The organism is Paludifilum halophilum (assembly GCF_002245355.1).
GTDB classification, from domain to species: domain Bacteria; phylum Bacillota; class Bacilli; order Thermoactinomycetales; family DSM-45169; genus Paludifilum; species Paludifilum halophilum.
The window spans coordinates 1-25,493 of the sequence record NZ_NOWF01000003.1; the positions used below are offsets into that span (position 1 = coordinate 1).

The following is a 25,493-nucleotide window of genomic DNA, read 5'->3' on the forward strand; positions in this document are numbered from 1 at the left end:
TATCTTCAGAAATGGAGCCAATGGTTTCGATGTAGAAACGACTGTTCCAAAGATGCCCTCCCCAAAGTTTCTGTTTTAAATGGGGGAATTTTAAGAAACATTTTCGTGCGGAAATTCCTTTTAACATCTTGACTATGTACGAGGGAGCCACCTTTGGATGAGCGGAAGCAAATACATGGACATCTTTCTCACCCACTTCCATCATGACAACTTCAAAGCCCTTTTCCTCCGCGATCTCTTGAAAAAGCCTCTGTCAGAAAGGATTCAATTTCCATATCCAGTACTTTTCTGCGGTATTTGACGGACCAAACGATATGATCATTGACGTTATAGACACAAGTTCTCGCATGCTTGATGTTCTCTTTTCCCATCCATGTAGTATAGCGAAAATAGCGGGAGTTGGCTATATTTCATGCGATTTCCCCTCGACATATGATCTGATTATCTACCGACATTGTCGGACTTGCGAGGGGGTTAACACCCCCGCCCCTCGTCCGACGCTCGCTTTCATCTACCCCATTAAAATGGGGGAGGATTCCCGCTCGCATATCCTAAATCAACATACCGGCGATGGAAGCACTCAAAAGAGAAGCCAGTGTCCCCGCCAAAACGGCTCGCAAACCAAACTGAGCAATCTCTCCCCGACGGGAGGGTGCGATTCCGCCCAAGCCTCCGATTTGAATGGCAATACTGGACAGGTTGGCAAAACCGCACAGGGCGAAGGTAACCACAGCCACTGTCTTCGGAGACAGCGTGTCCACTTCCGGTGCAAAGCTGGAATAGGCGACAAACTCATTCAGTACGATTTTTTGTCCGATAAAACTGCCCGCCATCAACGCTTCCGACCAGGGGACTCCGATTACGAAAGCTACAGGAGAAAAGATAAGGCCCAAAATCGCTTCCAAAGTCAGATCACCGTAACCGAACCATCCCCCGACATTGCTCAAAATTCCGTTCACCAGTGCGATCAAGGCGATAAAAGCGAGCAGGAGAGCCCCGACATTGGCAGCCAGCTTCAAACCATCCAGTGCCCCGGTCGCTGCAGCGTCAATCACATTGACGTGCTCCTTTTTCTCCTCCTTCACGACCCCTTCTTCGGCCGTCGACTCTTCCGTCTCCGGTACCATGATCTTGGCCATAATCAAACCAGCGGGAGCCGCCATAAAACTGGCCGCCAGCAAATATTCCAGCGGAATCCCCAACAGGGAATACCCCACTAACACCGAGCCCGCCACAGAAGCAAAGCCCCCGGTCATGACTGCGAAGAGTTCGGACGAAGTCATCTTTGCAATATAGGGCTTGACCACCAGCGGTGCCTCGGTTTGGCCGACAAAAATATTGGCCGCGGCTGATAAGGACTCCGTTTTGCTGGTTTTGAGCAGTTTTGCCACACCCCCGCCCAACAGCCGGATCACCCATTGCATAATTCCCAAGTGATACAATACCGACATCAGTGAAGAAAAAAAGATGATAATCGGCAACACCTGAAAGGCAAAAATCGTCCCTTCATTCCCTTCCAGCAAGTCGCCGAAAAGAAAGGTAATCCCTTCATTGGCAAAGTTGATCAAGGCTTGTACCTTGTTACTGAACCAAGCCAGCGCCTCTTTTCCCGTCTCCCATTTCAAAACAATGAAGGCAAAACTGAGCTGGATAAGCAATCCGCCCAGGATGGTCCGAAAGTTCAAGGCTTTCTTGTTGGTGGAAAATAGAAAGGCGATCAACAGAACCGTTATCATTCCACCAATGCCCCAGAGAAGATGCATGTCAACCCAACCTTTCCAGGCGTTTAATCTGTAAAATCAAACTCCATTTCCGCAATTCGTACGGTATCCCCTGTTGAAGCGCCTTTAGCCCGAAGGGCGTCGTCCACACCCATTTTCTTTAATATGTGGGCGAAGCGGCGTACGGAATCATCGTACTGGAAGTTGGTCATTTTCACCAGTTTCTCGACTCGATCGCCCTCGACAACGTAGACTTCGTTTTCTTTTCGAATGGCAAACGGTTGCGGAGAAGGACTGCGGTAAACTTTTCGTTTCCCTTCCTCCGGCTCCACCGCGTCCTTCACGGGTGTCCGGTCAAGAAGATCAGCCACAGCAAACAAAAGCTCCTTCAATCCTTTCCGGGTCACGGATGAAATAGGATAAACAGGAATTTCAGGGCCGACCTGCCCCCGAAAGATTTCCAGGTTTTCCTCCGCTTCCGGTAAATCCATCTTGTTGGCCGCTACAATCTGAGGGAGCAGAGAAAGAGTTTCCTTGTACCGGTTCAGTTCTTCGTTGATTTGCATCCAGTCCCGGTAAGGGTCCCGACCTTCCGAACCGGCCATATCCACTACATGGACCAGTACACGGGTTCGTTCTATATGACGCAGGAACTCATATCCCAGCCCCACTCCCTCATGGGCTCCTTCAATCAAGCCGGGCAAGTCAGCCATGACAAAGCTGCGCCCATCCGCCACTACCACCACTCCCAGATTGGGGGAAAGGGTCGTAAAATGATAAGCCCCGATTTTCGGCTTTGCGGCGCTGACTGTCGATAGAAGCGTCGATTTTCCGACGCTGGGGTAACCGACCAGCCCTACATCCGCCAATAGTTTCAGTTCCAGCTCCACCCAGAGTTCTTCGCCGGGTTCTCCGTTTTCCGCCACATGAGGAGCCGGATTCTTCGGAGTCGCAAACCGAATGTTTCCCCGTCCTCCCCGGCCGCCTCGGGCGATCACGGCCTCTTGACCATGCTCCGTCAGATCGGAGATGATCTCTCGGGTATCCGCATGAATCGCCATCGTACCCGGCGGTACTGGAACGATCAAGGGCTCAGCTCCCTTGCCGTGCTGGCTCTTGGAACGACCGTTCTCCCCGCGAGGGGCCTTGAAGTGCTTTTGATACCGGAAATCCATCAAGGTCCGTAATCCTTCGTCTACACGGAAGACGACATCGCCACCGCGACCGCCGTCGCCCCCTGCGGGCCCCCCTTTGGGAACATACGTCTCCCGGCGGAAGGCAACCATTCCGTTGCCGCCGTCACCGCCGCGGACAAAAATCTTCACCTTATCAACAAACATGCCTCCACCGCCTGTATCATAGGGTCATCCGGGAAACCGAATCGTCATCGATTCGGCCTCGGGTTGCAAAACCGCTTTCCATCTCTTTATTCTATCCCGCAACTCCTCTCGGTCAATCGTCGACGGGAGGTGATCGACCGGTAACTCCGGATCCAACGTCAATCGAACTTCTTTTCCTTCCTTCCACAGCCTTAGCCAAATCTCAGCAGGGTCTTCACCATCACCGGAGAAAGGCGTCAGCCGGGAAAGAACTTCCTTCAGAGCAGCCTGAATCCGTTCCCCGTCCCGAAACGTCAACCGTCGTGCCGATTCATCCACATGAATTTCCCATTGCCACTCGGGATATTCCTGAGGAAGAGTTACCAGGGTGAGAGCTAAAAACGAAGGTTCAACCCGGGAAATCAACCGCTCCTCCTGCAACCGGTTCACCTGCTTTTCCAAATAAGGGGGAATCCGCTGCGCCTGTCCCATGGAAGCGTAACCCGTCACCACCTGTACATGATTCATCCAATCATGCCGGTGCCGACTGAGCAATTGTAACGTTTCATCCGCATTCCGGAGGCGGCATTGCTTCTCCAGCGCCCTGCCGAAGCGCTTCCATCCCCGAAGGAGCATGCATACGGTCAAAAAACCCAGTGGCACACCGACTGACCAACCCCAGGGCTGAAGGGCCATCAACAGGATGAAACCGCAGGCCGGTGCAAAATGCTTGAAACCGTAGGTCCAACCATCTTCCACGTATACCGTCTCCCTCTCGGTATGGTCCAGACGTGCCTTTATTGTAATCGATTTCTTTCCACAAAAAAACCCCGGCTTCTTTTCGCCAGGGTTTTGGAAACGGATCAACCGTTAAGCTTGCATTTCAACGGCAACCGGTTCCGGGTAAACGCTGACCCGTTTGCGGTCACGGCCTTGACGTTCAAACTTGACGACTCCGTCCACTTTGGCAAAGAGAGTGTCATCACCGCCGCGGCCGACACCCATTCCCGGATAGATCTTGGTCCCGCGTTGGCGAACCAAAATGCTGCCCGCATTTACCAATTGACCGTCTCCGCTTTTTACACCCAAACGTTTGGCAATGCTGTCACGGCCGTTCTTTGTCGAACCGACACCTTTTTTCTGAGCAAAGAATTGCAGATTCATTTTCAGCATGATGTCCACCTCCTTCAAAAGTATCTATGAATGTTCATCCATCTGTACATAATCCTTGTATTCATCGGCTATCGAGCGAAGCGAAGATTGCATCGCCTCCAACAGAAAGCGTACCCGCCCGTCGGTCTCGGAACTCAGTCCGGCCGGCACGCGCAAATCCAGCTCCCCGTCGGTGTTGTCTTCCTCCCGGAAGAGGCGCACGCCAAGGAGACTTTCCGATGCGTTGGTCAAACCGATGGTGATTCCAGAAACAGCGGCACAGACAATATCCTGTCCATATTCACCGTAATCGGCGTGTCCCCGGACTCGGATACCCGCGATACGCCCCTCTTCATCCCTGTTAACCGTGATTCGTATCATCGGTGACGGGAATCATGCGTCGATCTTGTCGATGACGACTTTGGTGAAGGGTTGACGATGTCCTTGCTTCCGCTTGTAGTTTTTCTTGGGCTTGTACTTGAAGACGACTACCTTCTTGCCTTTGCCGTGCTTCTCCACTTTACCCGTGACCTTGGCACCTTCCACCAGGGGCGTGCCGACCAGGGACTGATCTTCTTTGCCGACAAAGAGCACCTTATCGAAGGTAACCGTTTCTCCTGCTTCTGCGGGCAGCTTTTCGATATAGACGGATTGTCCTTCTTGGACTTTATACTGTTTGCCGCCCGTTTCGATCAATGCGTACATCCCGGAACCTCCTTCTGTCGAAGACTCGCCAACAACGGGTGGGAAACCCCTTGGATACCCGTGTTGTGCGGTATGGCTTACTCCGGGAGAGCAAGCGCAAATGACACAAAAAGAATCTTATCATAAACGACCGTTCCTGTCAATTTGACGCAGGACTTTTTCACAAACGGCTTATCTACCCAACCAAGTCCCCTATCATAGACGAAGCGGCTTTGTCATCGAAAAAACGTCCGAGCAAAACCTCCTCCGGCAATGAACATAACCGCCCTTGCCGGTCTCGGACCACAAATACATGATAAGCTTCTTTTCGCATCCGTTTCAACACCGCGTACAGGGGCTCTTCCCGGCAAACGTTCAGTTGAACGATTCGGGCGGAATCCGGAGGCGGGCATTCTTTTCTGTGCATCAAAAAACGCACATACTGAAATTCTTTCTGTTTGAGGGCCATCCAGTTGGCATACGCCAGAAAGAGAGCGATCATGCACAAATGAAGATGAACCGTCTCGGCAGTGGTGAATGCATACAAAAAAAACGACAGTGCCACAATCAAGCTTCCCCACAAGGTCCATAAGATACACTTCCGGTAAGGCATTCCGTAGCTCAAAAGCGATTGGAGGATTCGTCCTCCGTCCAAAGGATAGACAGGTAACAGGTTAAATCCGGCCATCAAGGTATTCCCCTGGATGAAATACTCGGTCCAATCCCCCGACCACCAACCGGCCTTGAAAAAAAGAATCCCGGCCAATACCATCATCACATTGTGGAAGGGACCCGCCAGTGCGACAACGATTTCCTCCCGGGCGGAAACGGTTCCCCATTCATCTGTGTGAGCGACACCGCCAAAGGGCAGAAGCTCCATACGACGAATACGCCACCCGAAAGAATGGGCGGCAGTGATATGGCCCATTTCGTGGATGATCACCAATACAAACAGGGTGATCACCTCCATAAACCGCCCGGTCAGCACGGAAGATAAAATCACCAACCAAAACAGAACATGGACCCGCACCTCGATCCCTTGCCACGGCCATTTATTCAAAGGTGATCACTTTCGTCGGATCGACGAATTGATCGCCCCGCTTCAAAGCGAAAAAGAGCAGGGGTTCACCATCCCGGCCTCCCGTCTCACCCAACAGTTGCTCCGGTTTAACCCAATCCTTCTCCTTGACCCGGATCTCTTTCAGCCAACCGTACCAAGTCTCACGACCATCGGTATGCCGCACGACAACCGTCAAACCCAACCCTTCTTTTCGTCCGGCTTCCACTACCCAACCCTCAGCGGCAGATACGACCGGAGCTTGTTCCGAGGTCCGCAGAGTCACTCCCCGATCCTCCTTTTTAAAGGAACCGGTCAATTCTCCCTTGACTGGGGCTATCCAGCGCTGTTCCGATTTTTCCTGTTCGTTTTTTTCTCTGAATGTAGGTAAAATAGCCGGAGAGCCATCGATATTTTCCTGATACCATTGGGCAACCCCCCGGAAATTATAATCCCGTTCCATCACCTCCGTAATAAACGCTTGCACCTGCTTGCCCGCCGGTACCTGTGACTGAAAGACCAAATAGGTTCCCGTAAGCAGAAAAAAAGCGAAAAAGGCTTGGACGACCCATCGTCCTTCTTTTTTCTTCTCGCTTTCCTCCATCCACTGACCCGGCCGGTTCCATGGCAGATCCTCGGATTTTCCCGTCTCTCTTTTCTGCCACACAGGTTGTCCATAACGACCCCAGCCTGCACCGGTTCCATATTGACTGTCACGGATCGCCTTCATCTGCCGTTCCCGACGCTTTTTCACTCCTTGATACCATTCCCGCATCGTCCTACACCGCCTCTTTCCGCCTAATCCCTGTTTGTAACCATCCTATTCCCGTCCTCCGGGAATATGAGCCCTTGTCCCAGTATCGCTGACAATCAACGACGACAAGTGAAAATCAGCCGGCATCAATCCAGAACGATGCGGTTATCTATTAAAAAAAGAACCGGATGTTTCCGGTTCTTTTTTGATCACTCGAGAGTGGCCAAGTGCTTTTTGGGATCATATTCAATCAGCGGACTTCCCTGATTGACTCGGTGCAGAAAATCGGGATTGGCAATCAAAGGGCGTCCGAAGGCCGCCACATCGATAATACCTTCCTCTATTGCTTGTTCCGCTGTATCCGGATCCAAATCACCGACTCCGACGATCATACCGTCCCAAAATTGGCGAACTAACTGATGCAGGGTTTTTCCATCGGCGATGGTTTCTTGAAAATTCATGGTGGAAGGATGGATCATCCGGACTCCCGCCTCTTTAAAGGCCTCGATAAACGTTCGGATTGCCGCTTCCGGTTCTTCCCACATGTAGTCGGGCTGATCGATTTTGAGGGCGGAGAAACGGATCAAAGTACGGTCCGCCCCGACAGCATCGATCACGGCGTTCAACACTTCTTTCATAAAAGTGAGACGCTGGGCCAGATCTCCACCATATCGATCAGTTCGGCGGTTTGAAACATCAGAGTTAAACTGATCAATCAAGTATCCGTGGGCACCGTGAATCTCAACGCCATCAAACCCGGCCTCCAATGCGTTTTTCGCCGCCTGGGCATACTGACCCACCACCTCTCGGATATCATCAATACTCATTTCCTCCGGTGTGTCAAAGGGTTTGCGAAAGCGCGGCACACGACCCTCGGCACGCAACGGGGAGGCGGACTGAGGCGGCCACCCGCCGGTCAGTTCATGGTGGGATGCACGGCCCACATGCCATATTTGGGCGATGATCCTGCCGCCTTCCCGATGAACGGCTTCCGTGACAGGCTTCCAGGATTCAATCTGCTCTTTTGTATAGAGGCCCGGTACTCCCGGGTTTCCTTTGGCACGGGGACTGATCACGATACCTTCCGTGATGATCAGGCCGATCCCGTCAGCGGCGCGTTTGCGATAATATTCCATGACATCCCGACCGACAACCCCGGTTTCATCATCGGCAAAACAGCGTGTCATCGGGGCCATCGCAGTTCGGGTCCTCAGTTTCCAGGCCCCGATTTGAACCGGCTCCATCAGTTTCTTTTTCACTCGGGTACTCATAAGCTCCCCTCCGGTTCTTGATACGTATTTTTATACCAGGCGGCGGCGACTCCGATTTCCGAACGGGTCAACTGATGACCGGTGCTCCCCCAATGAACTTCCACTTCAGCACCCGCCTTCTGAAACAACTTTTCCAGCTCCTCGGTTTCTGCCGGGACGCAGATGGGATCGTTCCGCCCCGCTCCGATGAAGACGGGCAGACCGGAGAGATCCGGAAGTTCGATTCCACGTCTGGGTACCATCGGATGGTGTAAGACGGCTCCTTGAAGAATCTTCCCATAATGTAACAGCAGACTGGCAGCGATATTGGCCCCGTTGGAATATCCGACAGCAATCAATCGTCTTGGGGAAAAACCGTACTCTTGTGCGGCTTCCTCCAAAAATTCCTTCAGCTCCCAAGTTCGGAAAACAAGATCCTCCTCATCAAACACCCCTTCAGACAGGCGGTGGAAAAAGCGGGGCATTCCGTTTTCCAATACATTTCCGCGTACACTCAGAACAGAAGCCGACGGATCCACCATCTCCGCCAGAGGAAGGAGATCTTCCTCATTTCCGCCGGTCCCGTGCAATAAAAGCAGAACGGAAGCATCAGCGTCGGCTCCCTTTCGAAAAAGATGTTTCATTCTCATGACCGCCGATCTCCTTTCAACAAGCGGACTTCAATCGGCTGAAGGATTCTCTCGATCTGATCCCGCTGGGACTCCAACCAGGGGGGTAACATGAGCTTTTCTCCCAGCGCCTCCAGCGGTTCATCCCGGGTAAATCCCGGCGGATCCGTGGCCATTTCAAACAGGATACCGCCTTCCTCCCGAAAGTAAACGGAGTGAAAATACTCCCGGTTAATAATCTCTGTAGGGCTGAACCCGTTTTGTTGAATCCGGCTTCTCCAGTCCTTCATCTCCTCATCATCCCGTGCCCTCCACGCGATGTGATGGACGGTCCCCGCTCCCATACTTCCCGGAGCAGGGATCGTTTGCTTGACATCGATGACGTTTCCCAGGTCCCCTGTGGCACGAAGGCGGGAGAAATCATTTTCTTCACCCACTTTTTCCAGGCCCATTTGCTCCAACAAATGAACGGTCGAATCAGGATTGCCGGAGTACAGAATCGCACCCCCAAAACCTTTGATCGCTTTTTCTTGAGGAATATTCCCGAAGGCCCATTCGTTCCGGGGACCTTCTTCCCGGGCAACCAACTCCAACCGAAGGCCGTGGGGATCGTTAAACTCCAAGTAATCCTCTCCAAAGCGACTGGAATTCATGACCGACACACCGAACGCCTTCAGACGTTCCTCCCAGAATCCCAGCGTACCGACGGGAACGACATAGGTTGTAACCCCCACCTGCCCCGCTCCGATCCGACCCCGCCGGGCACCCGACCACGGGAAAAAGGTGATGATCGTTCCCGGGTCTCCTTTTTTGTTTCCGAAATACAGATGATACGTTCCCGGATCATCGAAATTAACCGTCTTTTTCACAAAACGGAGTCCCAAAACCCCGGCGTAAAAATCCACATTCTCCTGAGGATCTCCTACTATCGCTGTCACATGGTGAATCCCAGCGGTTTGTCGGGTCATGGAAAACCCTCCTTTTCAGGTCATCAATTTATGTAAAGTTACTTTACTTTAGTAAGTATTTTATCATACCTCTGTAACACGTCAACATACCGCCTGACCGGATGTGTTCCACCAGGATACCTTGATACCCGTTCGCCTTCGCATACATCGGAGGCGATAGGGGAAAGCTTTACAAAAGGAGGAGGATCTCAATTGATTGGACTGCTGGTTAAGCTCATCGTCTGCCCATCGGTCGTGCTCCTTTCCACGGCTATGTTCGCCGACGTTTATTATCCCTACATTTACCAACCGATCATCGTCGGGTTGGTGCTTGCGGTGGTCGGTCACATGATGGAGCTTCTCTTGCTCAAAAGAGGCACCTTTTGGTTGAGTAATATCATGGATTTTATTGCCGCCACTGCTATTGTTTATTTCAGCGCTTTCTTTTTCGCCGGAGCCCAAATGACGGTGATCGGCGCATTGTTAACCGGCTTCCTTTTGACCGTGGCGGAATATTTCCAGCATTTATGGTTGATCCGTACAGGAAAAACCCAAAAAGCGGTGTAAAACAGAGTCTGCCTGCTTAAGATCATTTCCCCAATACCGGACCGGATCAGACTCTGTTCCCTTCAAAATGGCACCGACCACCCCCGGCAAGGGATCAAACAGATCAAAGTTTCCTGAAGGGACACTAGGTACATTAATCAACCACTTTGAGTAATTCGGGACTTCCATATCAAAAACCCGCCTGACAGGCTAGAAAAGCCCTGATCGGCGGGTCACTCATCTTACAGCGAATTATGCGAAGCCCAGCCATTTTTTCATCCGGGCCACCATCTTGTTCTCCTTTTCCAGAACCAAAAGCGGTACAACTTCCCCTTGAATTCTTTTAGCGATATTTCGATAAGCCTTAGAAGCCAAGCCTTTATTATGTAAAACGATCGGTTCCCCCTGATTGCCTGCCCAAATAATTTCCTCATCGTCAGGGACCACACCGAGAAGGTCGATCGCCAGAACGGAAACCACTTCATCGACGTCCATCATACCGCCTTCTTTGACCAAATGAGAGCGAAAGCGGTTAACGATCAGCTTGGGAGAACCTACATTTTCTTTTTCCAGAAGACCGATTACGCGATCGGCATCTCGCACCGAAGCATTTTCCGGAGTCGCAATCACGATGGCACGATCGGCCCCGGATACAGCCGTTTTAAACCCCATCTCTATTCCGGCGGGAGAATCGATGATGACATAATCGAACTCTTCCTTCAACTCATAAGTCAACCAGCGCAGCTGTTCCGTACTGATCGCCGATTTATCTTTGGTTTGAGCCGCAGGCAACAGGTAAAGAGCGTCACAGCGTTTATCCTTGATCAATGCTTGCTTGATCCGGCATTTTTTTTCGACAACATCGACGAGATCGAATATGATGCGATTTTCCAAACCCATCAGGACATCCAGGTTGCGTAGTCCGATATCCGTATCCAACAAACAGACTTTATTTCCGGCCAGGGCTAAAGCAGTACCGATGTTGGCCGACGTCGTCGACTTGCCTACGCCACCTTTCCCCGAAGTCACTACGATGGACTCACCCACTCTTCACCCTCCTCCCGGGCACAGACCTTCCACACGGGTCATCCTCTGAACCGATTTTCTTTCCACTCGATCTCGGGGCGAATTCGGCTCAGATGATGCATTTTATCCACCGCAATCTGGTGATTAATCAAGTAAGCGAAGTTCATACCCGAAGTCTCCGAATCCTCCCATTCGTCAGGAGGTCGCGATACCACGTTAGCGATTCTCAATTGTGTCGGTTTCAGAGCGGAGGCGGCGATAATGGCTGACTCGTCCCCTTCGCCGCCGGCATGGGCCAATCCGCGAAGCGCTCCGAGAACGAAAACGCTCCCCGTCGTCCGTACGGTCCCACCGGGATTCACATCGCCGAGGAGCAACAGGTCGCCGCGGTACTCCAAGACCTGACCGGAACGAACCGTTCCGGCCAGCATCTGAATCCCCGGGTTCATATTACCCCCGTCCGATTTCCCTTCCGTCTCGATGGAATGAATGATCAGATTTTTTCGTGCGGAAAAGAGCCGTCGCAATTCCTTTTCCTCACTGCGGCTGATCTGCCGGTTTCCGGTTTTGATTCGCACCCGGGTATCCGGACCATCCCATATGTTGGACGATTGTTCCAACTTGTATTGTAATTCACTTAATATCACGGAAAATGGACGCGATTCATCCAACAGGAAAAGAAGCCCGTCCTTGGTTCCTTTAATCGTGACACCCGGCTTTAACACTTTCCCCATGATTCAAGTCACCCCGCCTTATGTAAGATTTCGGCACACACCCCCGAATTCCTGCCCTCAAACGAACAAGTTGGCGGCCCGATTCACTTCCTGATCTTTGAATGAAACATCTGTACCGAATGCGGGTGAAACCGTTTAAAAATCCATTGAACTCCCAGGTAGACGGGAAAAGCGACCAATGTATTCAACAGAATCGACGGAACGATATGAAGGCCCAAGGCATCCTCCCAGCCGATGCGGGTAACGCCGAACAGGCGAAACCAGGCATAACTCATCGTGAGATGAACCCCTTGATTGAGACCCGTTACCAAAAGGGCGACGATCGGTCCCGAGACGAATTGGCGGGAAAACAGCCCGCCAAAATACCCGACTGCGGCAGTAGTGAAGGCGTAAACGCCGATGGCATCCCCAAAGACCACGTCATGGAGCAGACCGAAGCAAAACCCGTAAATCAGTCCGAGCCGCCGATCCCGCAACAGAGAAACGATGATGACACCGCTGACCGCCAGTTGGGGAATCCAGACGATATCGCTCCCCCAGGTTTGAGGAGCCAACAGTTGCAGAACAGTCCCTTCTAATAAAAAAAGAAAAGAGAGGAAACCGACGAGAATCCAGGCGGCCATTCGCTCATTCCCCTCCGTTTCCTTCCCGAGAATCCAACTCTTCCTGATGTTTTTTCAATTGCAGCTTCGTCGGATCCCGTACAACCATGACGTAATCCAACCGTTCGAAGCGGGCCGCGGGCTTGACATAAACCTTTTGATCGACACCGAACTCCCCTCTCGTCACTTCATCGACGGTTCCGATCAAAAGATCACCGGCAAAAGTGTCCGACATACCGGAAGTGACTACCATTTGTCCTTTTTTCAATTTTGCACCGGAGGGAAGTTTTTTCATCAGCAATCGCTTTTTTTCGGTGTCGTAACCTTCGATCAAGCCGAAGACATTCCCGTTCTTCGTCTGAACATGGGCGGCGATGCCGGGAGCGCTACCCGTATCCGTCAGCAGTTGAACATCGGACATATGACCTGTCGTCGCTGTAATCCGGCCGATCAACCCTTCATGGGTAATCACCGGCATATCCTTCCGGATACCGTCCTCAGAGCCACGGTCGATCACCACCCGATTGTTCCAGCGGTCGGGACTGCGGGCCACGGTTCGGGCCGTAATAAAATTGAGCTGATTTTCCCCGGTATACCGGACCGCCTTCTTTAATTCCTTATTTTCTTGCTGCAACTGGTCCACACGGGCTTTCAGCTTCAGATAGCGATCCATTTTCTTTTCCAGCTTCTCATTTTCCGCTCTTAACGTCCCGATTTCGCCCCATTCCTCCAACCAGTTCGAAACTCCGAACACCGGAGTGGATAGGAGACTGTCCACCCAGGCAACGCTATTTTTCACCGCCGCCTCCGGCCAAGTTACACCCTCCCGTTCCCCCCGGGTCATCCCCATGATCACGATCAGCAAAATGACGGAAACCAGCAGAGCAAACAGCCGGCGATTACCGAAAAAACGAAAGAACAATCCGGATCACCCGCTTACTACCTGTTTCCGTGCCGGGAAGAGGTGATCCCCGCTCCGGAGGTGAACAGATGGATGTTTTCCAGGGATTGTCCGGTTCCGATAGCGACGGAATCCAAGGCGTTTTCGGCGACGACAACCGGCATATCCGTTTCTCTGGAAAGACGAGTATCCAAGTGGCGCAACAAAGCCCCGCCGCCGGTCAGGACAATCCCCCGATCCATGATATCAGCGGCCAATTCCGGCGGCGTCTGTTCCAGCGTGAGCTTCACCGAATCGATAATCGAATTTACCGTGTCGGAAAGGGCTTCAGCGATTTCCCGGGAATGAACCTGAACATTTTTGGGAAGGCCGGAGATCATATCGCGTCCTCGGATCTCCCGGTGCTTTTCCACGGCATCGGATTCAGCCGATCCGATCTCCAACTTGATCGTCTCTGCAGTCCGTTCGCCGATCATTACATTATACATCCGTTTAATATACTGAATAATCGCTTCATCCATCTCATCGCCGGCGATTCGCAAAGACTTGGCCGTAACGATGCCGCCGAGGGAAATCACTGCCACTTCCGTCGTTCCGCCTCCGATGTCGACAATCATACTGCCCATGGGTTCCCAAACCGGCAGTCCGGCACCGATGGCGGCGGCAAAGGGTTCCTCGATGGTATAGGCTTCCTTTGCGCCCGCCTGACGCGTCGCTTCCTCCACAGCCCGCTTCTCCACAGCGGTCACACCCGAAGGAACACAAACCATGACATTGGGGCGGCGGGGAAGATAGACCCGCTGGGTCTGCGCTTTCTTGATGAAGTATTCCAACATGGTCGCTGTCGTGTTGTAATCGGCGATCACCCCGTCCTTCATCGGCCGGATCGCCACAATGTTTCCGGGAGTTCGACCGATCATGCGCTTTGCCTCATCTCCGACCGCTTTAATCTCCTCAGAGCCGGTCTCCAAAGCGACCACGGAGGGCTCTCTCACCACAATGCCCTGTCCTTTTAAATAGACGAGCGTATTGGCCGTTCCCAGATCGATCCCCATGTCCCGGGTTAAACCGCCGAATTTCTGAAAAATCGTCTCGGTTCCCCCGTCACTGTTCCCTTTACTCCCAAACCAAAATCGCATTGACGATCTCAGCCCTTCTGCTTAAATATGTTGTGTCAATCAGCTTCAACAAGTTGTTTCTCGTTATCGTTCGCTTATGAGGGAAGAATCCCTTTTTCTTTCATGCTGTAGAAACGTTGATCTCCGATGATGATATGATCCAACAGATCCACTCCAACGATCTGACCCGCTTCAAACAGGCGCTGGGTGACATGGATGTCTTCCCGGCTGGGTGTCGGATCCCCGCTGGGGTGATTATGGACACAAACCACACCGGCGGAACTTCGCCGGATCGCTTCCCGAAAAACCTCCCTCGGGTGGACCACCGAAGCGTTCAGACTGCCCACAAAAATGCACCGCTTATCGATTACCCGGTTTTTCGTGTTCAAAAACAGGCAGATAAAGTGTTCCTGGGACAGATAGCGCAACTCATCCATGACGTAATCAGCCGCATCCCGGGGCGAGCGAATCGCGGCCCGTTCATCGGGGATCGCCCGGGATATGCGGCGTCCCAGCTCAATTCCCGCCAACACCTGAATCGCCTTGGCCGGACCGATCCCTCGGATTTGCACCATTTCGGACAAATTCATGTCAGCGAGACCTTTGAGACCTCCGGTTTGAGACAGCACCCGATTAGCTAAAGTGACGACCGATTCGGAAGAGGTCCCGGTCCGCAGTAAAATCGCAATCAATTCCCCGTTGGATAAGTGGGATGCCCCACGTTGGGTCATCCGCTCCCGAGGACGTTCTTCCTTCGGTACATCCCGAATCATCAACTGATCCCGGTCACGCGTCAACGCTCCAACCTCCCGACTCACCGGTCAATAAGGAGGACATGGATGTGGAACGCAAAGAGGTTAAGCCTTATTCTCCGGAGAGGAAAATGAATGTAATACGGAATAATCCAATTCGTTCAACATGTCATAAAGCAAAGGAAGGGACATACCCACTACATTGGTATAACATCCGTCAATCCAATCCACCCACATGGAGCCGATCCCCTGAAGCCCGTAGGCTCCAGCCTTGTCCATCGGTTCGCCGGTCGCTACGTACCACTCGATCTCCTCGCGGTTCATACTGCGAACCATCACTTCCGTCACCCGATGGCCAATCAGGCGGCGGGAAACTTTCCCTCCGTCCACTTCCACCAACGCAATCCCCGTATATACTTGATGAGCTTGCCCCTGTAAGCGCTGCAAGATGCCGACTGCATCATCAGCATCCTTCGGTTTCCCCAGTATTTCTCCGTTCAGGGCGACGACCGTATCCGACCCGATGACCAGCGCATGATCCTGGGTATGGGCCACTGCCAACGCTTTCTTTGCGGCGAGGATTTCCACCAGTTCGCCGGGGAAGGGATCTCCGGGGACTTCTTCGGTTACTGAGCTCGGGTACACAGAAAAGGGAACGCCTAACGTGCGCAGGAGTTCCCGACGCCGAGGAGACCCGGAAGCGAGTACGAGTTCCGGCTGCATGGGGTCCCGACCTCCTTATCCGTCTGCGGTAAATTTTGTTAATCGATTGCTTATTTTATGCTCAGTCGGGAATAAAATTCAAATCTTGTAAAAAAGGAAAGAAAATAGATCCTGTTGGCCACCCCGGACTCTTCTTCCGGAACTAAGCGCCTCTCACGCGGTCACAGGATCGTGAGTGACTTACCACACGGCTAACGTTCTCCCAAGGTATTTCCTTCGGGCACCGTGGGCTTCTCGGCTCATCGGGGCTGACAATCTAGATCCCTCGCCGACGGCTCCGCCCGAGCCAACAATATACACCGGGCTGATCCGGCTGCTGTCTGATACTACCGGGGCCAAAAACGGGACCCGGTCTGTAGAACGAGCTTTCGCTCTCGCTTTAAAGCTAACAAAACCTTGCCGGACAGAGAAGGCTTGTCTTCCCTCGTCCGACGACCGAAGAAAGTGCCCGCGGTGCACTTGCTTTCATTCCAACCCTAAAAGACGGGGTTTCCCGCTCACATTCTATAAACAGTGGATATAGATTCAGTTTAGCAAAATCAATTCAGAGGAACAAGGAACAATCAACTTCTAGCGCAAAGCTTCCACAAATTTTTCATAGGCGAGAGCGTAACGGATCAGACCTTCCTGTATCTGCCAAACAACCGCCGTATTCGGAGAGGCGGAGAAATCCCCCCCTCCCTGCATCACCTGATCGATGGCTTGCCTCATTTGATTGAACTCCGGGCGGGCCCCCTCGGGGATCTCCCGATTCAACCGATTCCCGGTTTCCTGAAAGGCTTTGTAAGAGGAACGAATTTTCTCCCGATCCGGATTCCATGAAGGATCGGAAGATCCCAAAAAGCGAACAGTCTCTTTTGTTAAATTCGCAAAAATCTCATTACCCTTTTTCAAAAAAGAGGAAAGGGGTTTTCCCCACTTTTCGGCATCCTCCTCGGAAACCGGAAGAGGATCAGCCCCGGTTTCCGTTTCATTCAGGTGAATGTCTACCTCTTTTTCTTTTAAAAGGGAAGATAGTTTAAGGGCATCATCCCGCTGAAGACCAATCCCTTGATAAATACGGTAAGGCGCCTGGTCCGTCATCACGGCCGCCAGTCCCTGAGTTCGGTGTTTTTTTTGCATCCGGTCAGCTCCGGATTTCTCCTTATAAATCCCGCTTTGAACGAAAACCGACTTTAATGTCGGGAGCTTTAAGCTCTCCTGCTCAGTACCTGCGGGCTTCTCCTTTGAAGATTCCCCTCCGGATTCAGCTTTCCCCTTTTCAACCTCTCCCGTCGGATCAGGAACCGTTTTTAAATGGGAATCGATCGCCCGCGACGAAATTTCCGCATCACCGGAAAAGAATAAGGAAAGAATGAGGATTCCCATCAAGGTCCCCAACAGAACCGCCCCACCCACGGAAACGACCATGGGCCAAACCCCTTTTTGTCCATTCGGATGACGGCTTTTTCGGGAATAGGGACTCCCCCATTCGATTCCGTCCTCTTCCTCCCGCACCACCCGGGGACGAGCCATCCGGCCCGTCCCCTTTTCGCCCTTTCCTGCGTCATCAGCAAGGGGTTTCGGACTACCGGCGGTGATGGCACCCGGACCGGGTGTCCGCTCCTCCTCCCGAAACTTCGACGACGCGGTACCGGAAAAAGGACGGGTACCGGATCGAGACTGGATCTGAACCGTTGCGGTTGTTTTATCCGTCTGTCTGTTCCTCGTCCGGAGGGTGATTCGGGGTTTTTCCATGGTTTATCGTCTCCTTCTCTCACGGTTACTACCATGTTATGTTTTGATAGAATCGGCTAGAACCTGCGATCGGAAGACGAAAAAAGAAATCTGATAGATAGAGAGTTTATGGAAAAAAAGAGAGATACCATCGGATCAATTCCTCTGCCCATGCCCATGCCGTCAAAAATCCGACAGCTAGAAAGGGGCCGAAGGGCAGAGCGGTCCTTCGGCCCACTGCTCCCGATACCCACAGAAATACAGCGAACAAGCCTCCTGCAAAAACAGAAACAACCAAACCCGCCGCAATATCCGGCCAACCCAGACATCCCCCTGAAGCGGCCGCCAATTTGACATCGCCCCCACCCATACCTCCGCGGCTCAATCGAGCCACCGTCCACAACACAGCGCCACCGATCAACCATCCAGCCGGATAGGAAAGCAGGGTTGTTTCTCCGAAAAGGAGCCGAACTGCTAAAAAAAAGAAGCCTCCGGGAATGGTCAACCGGTCGGGAATCAGCCCGTATGCAAGATCCGTCAGTACAGCCGTCGCCAAAAAGAGAATAAAAAACCAACCGATCACTCGATCCGTTCCGCTCTCTTCCAGCCCGAATACCAACAGGAAAGCGGCGGCAACCGCCCCCTGGAAAAAAACCGAGTTGAAACGGGGAAAAACGGGATTCTCTACCAACTGAGAAACTGTAAAACGCGCCAATCTCGGAAGTCCCCCCGCCACCAGCCAGCCCATCAAACCTACTGCTATCCCTGTCCAAACAGCCATCCTTTGATCGATTCACCTCAAATGCTGAAAATCATTTCCGGCACACATCCATTATATACAAAAAAAGGGCTGAGAGGGTGATGGTTGATGTGGTGATTCAGCAACCCAAGGGCCGATTGGTAAATGGCCATGGAGTTTACGGATCGGCCGGTTCTGAAACAACTCCGTATTTGTTCCGATAACGGGACAGGGCAGTGAGAGGCCATATATAGTGATAGCTGTGGTACCGGATATAAAATTGCCCCGACAAACCCGCCCCGGTAGGATAAGTGATCATCCAACCCGATTTTTTCCGCATCATATCCAATAAACATCGCACACCGGCCCGGATTTCCGGAATCGGCTTTTCATAGACTGTAATCAACGCGTCCAAAGCCCAGGCGGTCTGGGAGGGGGTACTATATCCCAAGGGAACATATCTTCTCACCTCATCGCTGCGGCAGGATTCTCCCCAACCCCCGTCCCGGTTTTGAACAGATAAAAGCCAGTGAACCCCTTTGGCGATAACCGGATGAGAACGATCGTACCCGACCGCCGCCATCCCTGTTACAACCGCCCACGTTCCGTACAAGTACGCGATCCCCCAACGCCCGAACCAGGAACCGTCCGACTCCTGATTTTTCACTAAAAAATGGACCGCCCGTTGGACTGCGGGATGATCGCGGTTCCACTTTAATTCACGACCGATAAATGTTAACGTGCGCCCGGTCAAGTCGCAGGTAGACGGATCCGTCCAAACCGTACGGGCATCCTGGTATGGAAGAAGCCGAGCGGGCCAGGATTTATCCGTATTTTTTTCAAAAGCGGACCACCCCCCGTCCCGGTTTTGCATGGACAGTAACCAATGGACTCCCCTCCACCAATGTCCTCCATACAAAGAGGGAGCGAGCCGGACGGTTCCTGCGATCGCTTTCAGACAGGCGGCGGTGTCATCCACATCCGGGTTGATCGTGTTGATATCGGAAAATCCCCAACCCCCGGGAAGCACTCCCGGATTTCGCAGGGACCAATCCCCCAGACGGGTGTGTTGACGGCGTAGAAGATAATTCACACCCCTTTGAACCACCGGGGAACTGGGAGGGATCCCGGCCTGTTGCAAAGCGTCCAGGATGAGCGACGTATCCCAGACTGCCGAGGTGGTTTCCTGCAGGTGAAACCCTTCTTTTACCGGAAACAAAAATGTTTTCAGCCCTCTCACCGCATGGGCGATCACCGGGTGATTTTTCGAATAACCCAAGGCCATCCATCCGAAGATCATCAACCAGGTCGAGCTAAAGTAGCTGTATAACGTTCCGTCCGGTTCAATACGATCCAGGATAAACCGCTCCCCTTTTCTTAGAGCCAGCGTTTGCAAGATATTGCCGGAGAAGAGCTGTGCAGAGAGGGCCGCTTTTACTTCTCGATCCAGGGCATGAGCCTCTGCCGAGGCGGAAGCTTCCTCGGATCCGGCCGGCCACCAGCCTGCCAAGCGGTCGGATATTCCCGGCACGGATGCGGAAAAACGGCGGTGGGACGCCAGCAAAATCGGAGCGACATGAACTCGGGTAAAACCGACCAAATCAAAAAAGCTGACTGGAAACCACCAAGGCAACAACAGAAACTCCACCGGGACTTTCGGATGTTGGGACCAGTCGTATAAACCCATGAAAGTGAGCATGACCCTTGTCAGAGAACCGGCTCGCCGCACGCCTCCCCGCGATTGGACAAACTCTCTCGCCCTCTGTGCAACCGGATGATTCCGATCCATCGCTCCCGTCCCCACTAAGGCTGTGACGGCTTCCACCGTCGCCGATACATTGCCATTCGGTTCATCGGGATAAAGTTTCCACACTCCCTCATCACCAGTGGCAATCAGGCGCTCAATCATCCCCTTTTTCCCTTCAGCGGAATCGTCACCCAGAAGTTGATACAACAAAACCATATAAGCATCCGTCATCGGACCGGATTCAAAACAAAATGACCACCGACCGTCGGGTTGTTGGTTGTTTTGCAGAAAACAAAGAATTCTCCGGATCTCCGCCTCTACCTCTTCCATCATCGTACTCCCCCCTGATTCACCATATGGAATCCGTAACCGGAGTATTCGACTGGAAGCTGCTTTTGGAACTGGACACGGGTCGGGGTCTGGGATAAGATGACAAGGACGGATGAATTCAGTTGAGAAAGCGAGGGTCGGTTGTTGCTGGAAATCAAGCAGTTAACCGGAGGATATTCCGCGCAATCCTCCGTCATCTTCGATATTGATTTTACGGTTCAACCCGGGGAAATCGTGGGACTGATCGGCCTCAACGGCGCCGGCAAAAGTACGACGATCAAGCAGATCCTGGGTTTTCTGCGGCCCCGGTCCGGCCAAATCCGGTTTAACGGCATTTCCCTGGATGAGGATCCGGTCCAGTTTCGCAGGCAAGTTTCCTACATACCGGAAACCCCGTACCTATATCCGGAACTCACTCTACGTGAGCACCTCGAGTTGACAGCGATGGCGTACGGGGTTGACCGCCAAACCCTGCAAAGCCGGCAAAACCATCTCCTGGATTTGTTTCAGATGAAAAAGAGATTGGATTGGTACCCCAGTACATTTTCCAAAGGGATGCGCCAAAAAGTGATGATCTTATGCGCTTTTCTCATTCGTCCCTCCCTGTTGATCGTGGATGAACCTTTTATCGGGCTCGATCCCTTGGCGATCCACTCCCTGCTGGAGCAGATGACCGAATTGAAAAAAGAGGGGGCGGGCATCCTTCTGTCCACTCATGTCTTGGCCACCGCCGAAAAGTATGGGGACCGCTTTGTATTATTAAGAGACGGACGAATCTCTTTAAAAGGAACTCTGGCGGAAATAAGAGAACAGGCCGGGTTAAAGCATGCTTCCCTGGACGATCTCTTTATCCATGCAACAAAGGAAGATCGACCATGAACACCCATGAAGATTTGTTCATTCAACGGCTGAAACAAGCCTGGAACAAGGGAATCCGCTACTGTGTTTTAATCGCCAGGGGGCTTCATCTCATTCCCTTGTTTCTGATCCTGTTAGTTTACTTTGGGTACAAAGCCTTTTTGGGATGGTTGCCCGCTGATTTCCCCGCTTACCTGTTCATGGCGCTGATCATTTCCTGGACTCTTACCCAAACAGGCATCCGCACCTACCTCAAAGAACCGGACCCGGTATTTTTGCTGCCGGCTCAATCCATCCTGATCACTTATTTCCGTTACAGCCTGGTCTACAGCGCCTTCGTGCAAGTCTTTAAAACCACTTTGTGGATGGCTTTTTTGTTCCCCTTGTATATCGACCGAATCGGCGGTATGAGTGCCTTTGCTCTCTCTCTGATCACCGTAGTCGCTCTGAAGCTGTGGAACGTTCAAATCCGTTGGCTGGAGATTCAATCCGGCTCCCATCCCGGGCTGGCCCTCTTCCTTCGGGGCGTGACCAACCTGTTGGCAACGGTATGGCTTTTTTACGGAGGCTTCTTTGGAATCCCTCTGATAATCGCTATCGTATGGCTCGCTTTGGTCCTTTTTTTCTACTGGAAACGAACACATCCATCCCATATCATTGCTTGGGAAAGGTTGCTCGCGGAAGAACAACGGACGGTAGCCCGTTATTATCGATTGGCCAATCAGTTTGTCGATGTACCTTTCGTCGGCAATCAAGTAAAAAACCCCCCATGGTTACGATTTATTTACCGGTGGATTCCCTTCGGTAGTAAAAACACATACCTATACCTTTATCTACGCACTTTTATTCGCTACAGTGAGCCCTTAGGAAGTGTGTTTCGATTGACACTGGTTACCTCCATCTTGCTTACATTCATGCCGGCGATTCCTTGGTTCCTTACATCGGGATTGTTTGCGGGCGGTCTTTATCTGACGGCCATCCAACTTCCCTGGATCCGTCGAATCCATCGCTATCAGCCGTGGTTTCGGCTGTATCCCCTGCCCGAACAACAAAAGCAGACAGACCTGTCCCGTCTCTTATCGGTCTTGTTGGGGGTTCAAGGAACCTTGATTCTTCTTCCGCCACTCCTCTTGCAATCCCACTCTTATCCCCTCCTGCTAACCCTTCTTGGGGCCGGGTGGGTCATCGCGTTCTTTTTCAGTTATGTCCATCTGCCTGTCAAGCAAAAAAAGTTCCCCGGATAAACCGGGGAATGGGTATCTTCCTTTGTGATGAGCGAATCAAAAAACCCTGGTTTCCTATCCAAAGGAACCAGGGTTTTGTGTGTCTATGCTCCCTTTGCCGGATACATCATAAAACCCTAAAAACTAACTTAATGCACGAACCAGACTTTTTCCAAATGCTTTGGCACCATCTGGACCATTGCTTGTAATGATATCATCATGAGCAACAACGTCTTGGGCAACATATTCGACCTTGTTAGCTTTTAATTCATGAATCATTACATCGACTGGATAACATGTCGCTTTTCGCCCGGAGAGCAAGCCTGTTTTTACTACCGAAACAGATCCTGCACAAATTCCTGTTACAAGAATGTTTTTCTCATATGCCTGTTTCAAATAGCTCGTTAATTCTTCATTTCCCCATAGATAGTCGATTGTTCCTGATCCGCCAATCACAGTTATCACATGATAATTATCGGCTGAAACGTCAGAGAAGACAACTTCGGCTGTCGCTTTCCCTTGATTATCTCCGGTGATATCACCGGTCTTGGTACTTGCGATCGTTACTTCAACTCCCGCCTTTTCCAATTCTTCTTTTGGAAGAAATAATTCCTCCTCATTAAACCGATCGGGTGGTATAATAAATAACGCTTTTTTACTCATGATATCCTCCTTAAAGTTAATGACTTGTGTTTCGGACATAACCTATTGTACGGACGGGCATTTATATTGTGAAGAATGCACTTTTTTGTGCGGATGTTACTAAAAGGTTACTGTCATAAAAAGAAGGAGGCCGATCGGAAACCATGCCTGATCTACTAAGAGAAGAAATTAAAGAAAAGATACTAAATGGTGATTTTCATTGCGAAAAAGAGCTCACCTTATCGATCATAAGCGGAAAATGGAAAATCGTTATTCTATGGCATTTAGGTGTAGAAGGCCCACATCGTTTCAGCGATCTCCAAAGACTTTTTCCGAAAATATCGCATAAAATATTAACAAACCAATTACGCGAACTGATCGAAGATGGAATCGTCCATAGAGAAGTATTTCCGGAAGTTCCTCCCAAAGTCGAATACTCCATGACTGAGCTTGGGATGACATTACTACCCATCGTGGAAATGATGTATGAATGGGGGAAAAATCGAATAGAAGAAATCAAACAAGAAATCAATTCTTCAAGGTGAAATCAATAACCATCTCTCTGTGCTTTAATCAGCAGCCGGTCAGTCTAAGCGGCGAACCGTTTGACCCACCCGTCCTTTATCTTAATATAAAAAGACTGCTGACCCGAACACTTTGTCAGCAGTCTCATTCCCCGGATAGGGGAACTTTTTTATTTCTGTTGCAGTTTCTTAACGTCTTCCATCATTTGGTCCACATCCGGATTGATTCCGTCGTACCGTTGGTACACGGTTCCGTTCCGATCCACCAGGAAGAAGGAAACAGGATGGTTGATTACCAGCGGATCATCCTCGGATTTTCGTTCCTGCTTTTGTACAGTGCCTTTAAAGCCGTCCCTAACCAACTTTTGAATTTCTTGATCGCTGTATCCCGTCAAGAAGTGCCAGTTGTCAAAATCGACATCATGCTTTTCGCCGAACTTTTCCAGAACTTTCGGTTGATCATGTTCCGGATCGACGCTAAAGGAAACGATTTCCACATCCAACCCTTCTTGATCCAGTGTTTTTTGTACACGGGACATGTTGGCGGTCATCGGGGGACAAACATCGGGACAACGGGTAAAGATCGTATCCGCTAACCAAACCTTGCCGTCCAGATCGGACAGGCCGAATAATTCGCCGTCCTGATCCGTATATTGAAAATCGGGGACTTCCCAGTTTAATGCTTGCTGTTCTTTCTGCCCGCTATCATTGCCGTTATTCTCCGGTTCATCGGTTCCACAGGCAGTCAGCACAACGAGGGAAAACAGCATTGCCGTCCACCCGAGGATTTTTAAACGCTTTTTCATCATCGATGATCCGACTCCTTCCGATTCCGAACCTGCACCGAATTCGGTGCTGTCGATTCGGATGAATCAAGCCCTCCTCCTCAGTGTAATCGATTTTGTGCCGGGACCCTGCCTGCTTCCAGCAACCTTCACAAATTCGTTAAAATCCGCACCGCCCATCGGCCCGGTATCGGAGCGAAGTCTCAATGAAGAACAGGCCTTATAAAAAAATCATGACTCCTTCTCTGGATCATCCCATTCCAAGGCATAATTAGGCTTGAAGAAAAAGATCACTTTCTCTTTCTTCTCCCTTTGGGAAATAATGAGCCTGTCATGAAGAGGTACAGGCTCGCTTTCGAATAGCTCTAACATTTTCATATTCATTGTAATCGATATACATACAGGCCTTTTCATTTCTCATTTTGGAATGACAGTAATAACATCGCCAGAATTATTTGTTATAACTTTAACATCTTTTGTTTAAAAAGTATTATTCACGTGTCTTATTTACCTTGACCATGCTCCACATACCGATGTCCCGGAAACCCAGCCGTTTATAGATCTTCCCCGCCCGGGGATTATCATAAAAGAGGCACAGTTTTTTCCCTTCGTACAATACCTCACAGCACAATCGGGCCATCAGTTGCGTCGCCAATCCTTGACGGCGAAAGTCAACATGAGTTCCCACACCGACGATCATAGCGGCATAAGGATTTTCCGCTGAAGTCCGGACCATGGAAACCGCCCGTCCTTCGGATTCAATCCAGTATCCTCTGGATTCTCCCTTCTCCAGGGAATGGCGCAACATTTCTTCCGCTTTGGCATTGCCGCGAAATTCGTCGATCGTATTTGCCAGCTCCATAATGACAGGGACATCCTGCAGACGCATCGGTCTCACTTGATAGGAGAGCGGTTGAATCATCCTGTCCAGATGTTCCGATCGAGTAAGTTCGGTAAAATAAGTGGTTCGCAAGCCGGACCAGTCGAGGGGAAGCTCTTTCACCCGGCGGAACG

Annotated in this window: 29 protein-coding genes and 1 pseudogene; 4 read left to right on the forward strand and 26 right to left on the reverse strand. The window is 51.3% G+C overall.

Annotated elements, in window-relative coordinates:
- From tnpA to CHM34_RS05215, 13 genes and pseudogenes are all read right to left on the reverse strand, one after another.
- The coding region (gene tnpA / locus CHM34_RS19535; protein WP_240511889.1) for an IS200/IS605 family transposase at positions 1-202 on the reverse strand (202 nt) is incomplete at its 3' end.
- A gap of 10 nt (positions 203-212) precedes the next feature.
- Entirely contained in the window at positions 213-371 is a 159-nt protein-coding gene (locus CHM34_RS20135; RefSeq protein WP_206093750.1) for a transposase, read from the reverse strand.
- 180 nt (positions 372-551) lie between these two features.
- Positions 552-1,763, reverse strand: coding sequence for a NupC/NupG family nucleoside CNT transporter (locus CHM34_RS05165; RefSeq protein WP_094263547.1), 1,212 nt, complete (start codon positions 1,761-1,763; stop codon positions 552-554).
- Between the two features lie 23 nt (positions 1,764-1,786).
- On the reverse strand, positions 1,787-3,061 hold the full coding sequence (gene obgE, locus CHM34_RS05170) for a GTPase ObgE (protein ID WP_094263548.1): 1,275 nt from the start codon (positions 3,059-3,061) through the stop codon (positions 1,787-1,789).
- Between the two features lie 24 nt (positions 3,062-3,085).
- Positions 3,086-3,799 carry a Spo0B domain-containing protein gene (locus CHM34_RS05175; protein ID WP_094263549.1) on the reverse strand — a complete coding sequence of 238 codons (714 nt, stop codon included), beginning with the start codon at positions 3,797-3,799 and terminating at the stop codon, positions 3,086-3,088.
- Between the two features lie 111 nt (positions 3,800-3,910).
- Complete coding sequence (gene rpmA / locus CHM34_RS05180) at positions 3,911-4,213, reverse strand: 50S ribosomal protein L27 (protein WP_094263550.1); 303 nt, start codon at positions 4,211-4,213, stop codon at positions 3,911-3,913.
- 24 nt (positions 4,214-4,237) lie between these two features.
- Positions 4,238-4,573: a ribosomal-processing cysteine protease Prp gene (locus CHM34_RS05185; RefSeq protein WP_094263551.1), complete on the reverse strand. Its 336-nt coding sequence runs from the start codon at positions 4,571-4,573 to the stop codon at positions 4,238-4,240.
- Between the two features lie 12 nt (positions 4,574-4,585).
- The gene (rplU, locus tag CHM34_RS05190; protein ID WP_094263552.1) at positions 4,586-4,897 is read right to left on the reverse strand and encodes a 50S ribosomal protein L21; all 312 of its coding nucleotides are present in this window, start codon (positions 4,895-4,897) and stop codon (positions 4,586-4,588) included.
- A gap of 175 nt (positions 4,898-5,072) precedes the next feature.
- Positions 5,073-5,936 (reverse strand): M50 family metallopeptidase, encoded by an 864-nt coding sequence (locus CHM34_RS05195; RefSeq protein WP_094263553.1) that lies wholly within the window; start codon positions 5,934-5,936, stop codon positions 5,073-5,075.
- Positions 5,929-6,708 (reverse strand): M23 family metallopeptidase, encoded by a 780-nt coding sequence (locus CHM34_RS05200; RefSeq protein WP_094263554.1) that lies wholly within the window; start codon positions 6,706-6,708, stop codon positions 5,929-5,931. Before CHM34_RS05200 ends, CHM34_RS05195 begins: the two co-directional genes overlap by 8 nt.
- Positions 6,709-6,896: 188 nt before the next feature.
- Positions 6,897-7,937, reverse strand: a pseudogene (locus tag CHM34_RS05205) (alkene reductase); the annotation flags it as partial.
- A gap of 17 nt (positions 7,938-7,954) precedes the next feature.
- On the reverse strand, positions 7,955-8,581 hold the full coding sequence (locus CHM34_RS05210; protein WP_206093759.1) for an alpha/beta hydrolase: 627 nt from the start codon (positions 8,579-8,581) through the stop codon (positions 7,955-7,957).
- A 2-nt stretch (positions 8,582-8,583) separates the two neighbouring features.
- Positions 8,584-9,534 (reverse strand): ring-cleaving dioxygenase, encoded by a 951-nt coding sequence (locus CHM34_RS05215; protein ID WP_094263557.1) that lies wholly within the window; start codon positions 9,532-9,534, stop codon positions 8,584-8,586.
- Positions 9,535-9,726: 192 nt separating this feature from the next.
- Here CHM34_RS05215 and CHM34_RS05220 point away from each other — a divergent pair, with 192 nt between their 5' ends.
- On the forward strand, positions 9,727-10,080 hold the full coding sequence (locus CHM34_RS05220) for a DUF2512 family protein (protein ID WP_094263558.1): 354 nt from the start codon (positions 9,727-9,729) through the stop codon (positions 10,078-10,080).
- 231 nt (positions 10,081-10,311) lie between these two features.
- On the opposite strand, the gene minD is transcribed toward CHM34_RS05220, so the two are convergent.
- The 10 genes from minD to CHM34_RS05270 all read right to left on the reverse strand — a co-directional run bounded on the left by minD (position 10,312) and on the right by CHM34_RS05270 (position 20,450).
- Positions 10,312-11,106, reverse strand: a complete 795-nt coding sequence (gene minD / locus CHM34_RS05225) for a septum site-determining protein MinD (protein ID WP_094263559.1) — start codon at positions 11,104-11,106, stop codon at positions 10,312-10,314.
- Between the two features lie 38 nt (positions 11,107-11,144).
- Positions 11,145-11,819 carry a septum site-determining protein MinC gene (minC, locus tag CHM34_RS05230; protein WP_094263560.1) on the reverse strand — a complete coding sequence of 225 codons (675 nt, stop codon included), beginning with the start codon at positions 11,817-11,819 and terminating at the stop codon, positions 11,145-11,147.
- Between the two features lie 83 nt (positions 11,820-11,902).
- On the reverse strand, positions 11,903-12,442 hold the full coding sequence (gene mreD, locus CHM34_RS05235; protein ID WP_094263561.1) for a rod shape-determining protein MreD: 540 nt from the start codon (positions 12,440-12,442) through the stop codon (positions 11,903-11,905).
- A 4-nt stretch (positions 12,443-12,446) separates the two neighbouring features.
- The gene (mreC, locus tag CHM34_RS05240; RefSeq protein WP_094263562.1) at positions 12,447-13,343 is read right to left on the reverse strand and encodes a rod shape-determining protein MreC; all 897 of its coding nucleotides are present in this window, start codon (positions 13,341-13,343) and stop codon (positions 12,447-12,449) included.
- Positions 13,344-13,360: 17 nt separating this feature from the next.
- Positions 13,361-14,461, reverse strand: a complete 1,101-nt coding sequence (locus tag CHM34_RS05245; RefSeq protein ID WP_094263563.1) for a rod shape-determining protein — start codon at positions 14,459-14,461, stop codon at positions 13,361-13,363.
- Between the two features lie 74 nt (positions 14,462-14,535).
- Positions 14,536-15,213, reverse strand: coding sequence for a RadC family protein (radC, locus tag CHM34_RS05250; RefSeq protein ID WP_094263896.1), 678 nt, complete (start codon positions 15,211-15,213; stop codon positions 14,536-14,538).
- 84 nt (positions 15,214-15,297) lie between these two features.
- Entirely contained in the window at positions 15,298-15,915 is a 618-nt protein-coding gene (locus CHM34_RS05255) for a Maf family protein (RefSeq protein WP_094263564.1), read from the reverse strand.
- 570 nt (positions 15,916-16,485) lie between these two features.
- Positions 16,486-17,652 carry an SPOR domain-containing protein gene (locus tag CHM34_RS05260; RefSeq protein ID WP_094263565.1) on the reverse strand — a complete coding sequence of 389 codons (1,167 nt, stop codon included), beginning with the start codon at positions 17,650-17,652 and terminating at the stop codon, positions 16,486-16,488.
- Positions 17,653-17,758: 106 nt separating this feature from the next.
- Positions 17,759-18,346, reverse strand: a complete 588-nt coding sequence (locus CHM34_RS05265; RefSeq protein WP_169713600.1) for a prepilin peptidase — start codon at positions 18,344-18,346, stop codon at positions 17,759-17,761.
- Positions 18,347-18,548: 202 nt separating this feature from the next.
- Positions 18,549-20,450, reverse strand: coding sequence for a terpene cyclase/mutase family protein (locus CHM34_RS05270; RefSeq protein ID WP_094263567.1), 1,902 nt, complete (start codon positions 20,448-20,450; stop codon positions 18,549-18,551).
- Positions 20,451-20,591: 141 nt separating this feature from the next.
- Here CHM34_RS05270 and CHM34_RS05275 point away from each other — a divergent pair, with 141 nt between their 5' ends.
- Together CHM34_RS05275 and CHM34_RS05280 are read left to right on the forward strand one after the other, a co-directional pair.
- Entirely contained in the window at positions 20,592-21,326 is a 735-nt protein-coding gene (locus CHM34_RS05275) for an ABC transporter ATP-binding protein (RefSeq protein ID WP_206093751.1), read from the forward strand.
- Positions 21,323-22,549: an ABC transporter permease gene (locus tag CHM34_RS05280; RefSeq protein WP_094263569.1), complete on the forward strand. Its 1,227-nt coding sequence runs from the start codon at positions 21,323-21,325 to the stop codon at positions 22,547-22,549. Before CHM34_RS05275 ends, CHM34_RS05280 begins: the two co-directional genes overlap by 4 nt.
- Positions 22,550-22,672: 123 nt before the next feature.
- Here the strand turns inward: CHM34_RS05280 and CHM34_RS05285 are convergent, their stop codons facing one another.
- Positions 22,673-23,191: a DJ-1/PfpI family protein gene (locus CHM34_RS05285; protein ID WP_094263570.1), complete on the reverse strand. Its 519-nt coding sequence runs from the start codon at positions 23,189-23,191 to the stop codon at positions 22,673-22,675.
- A 143-nt stretch (positions 23,192-23,334) separates the two neighbouring features.
- On the opposite strand from CHM34_RS05285, the gene CHM34_RS05290 reads away from it, so the two are divergent.
- The gene (locus CHM34_RS05290; RefSeq protein ID WP_094263571.1) at positions 23,335-23,715 is read left to right on the forward strand and encodes a winged helix-turn-helix transcriptional regulator; all 381 of its coding nucleotides are present in this window, start codon (positions 23,335-23,337) and stop codon (positions 23,713-23,715) included.
- Between the two features lie 149 nt (positions 23,716-23,864).
- Here CHM34_RS05290 and CHM34_RS05295 read toward each other — a convergent pair whose 3' ends face one another.
- Entirely contained in the window at positions 23,865-24,503 is a 639-nt protein-coding gene (locus CHM34_RS05295) for an SCO family protein (protein WP_240511890.1), read from the reverse strand.
- 466 nt (positions 24,504-24,969) lie between these two features.
- A complete protein-coding gene (locus CHM34_RS05300) occupies positions 24,970-25,482 on the reverse strand; it encodes a GNAT family N-acetyltransferase (protein ID WP_094263572.1) in 513 nt (170 codons plus the stop codon).
- Positions 25,483-25,493: the final 11 nt, after the last annotated feature.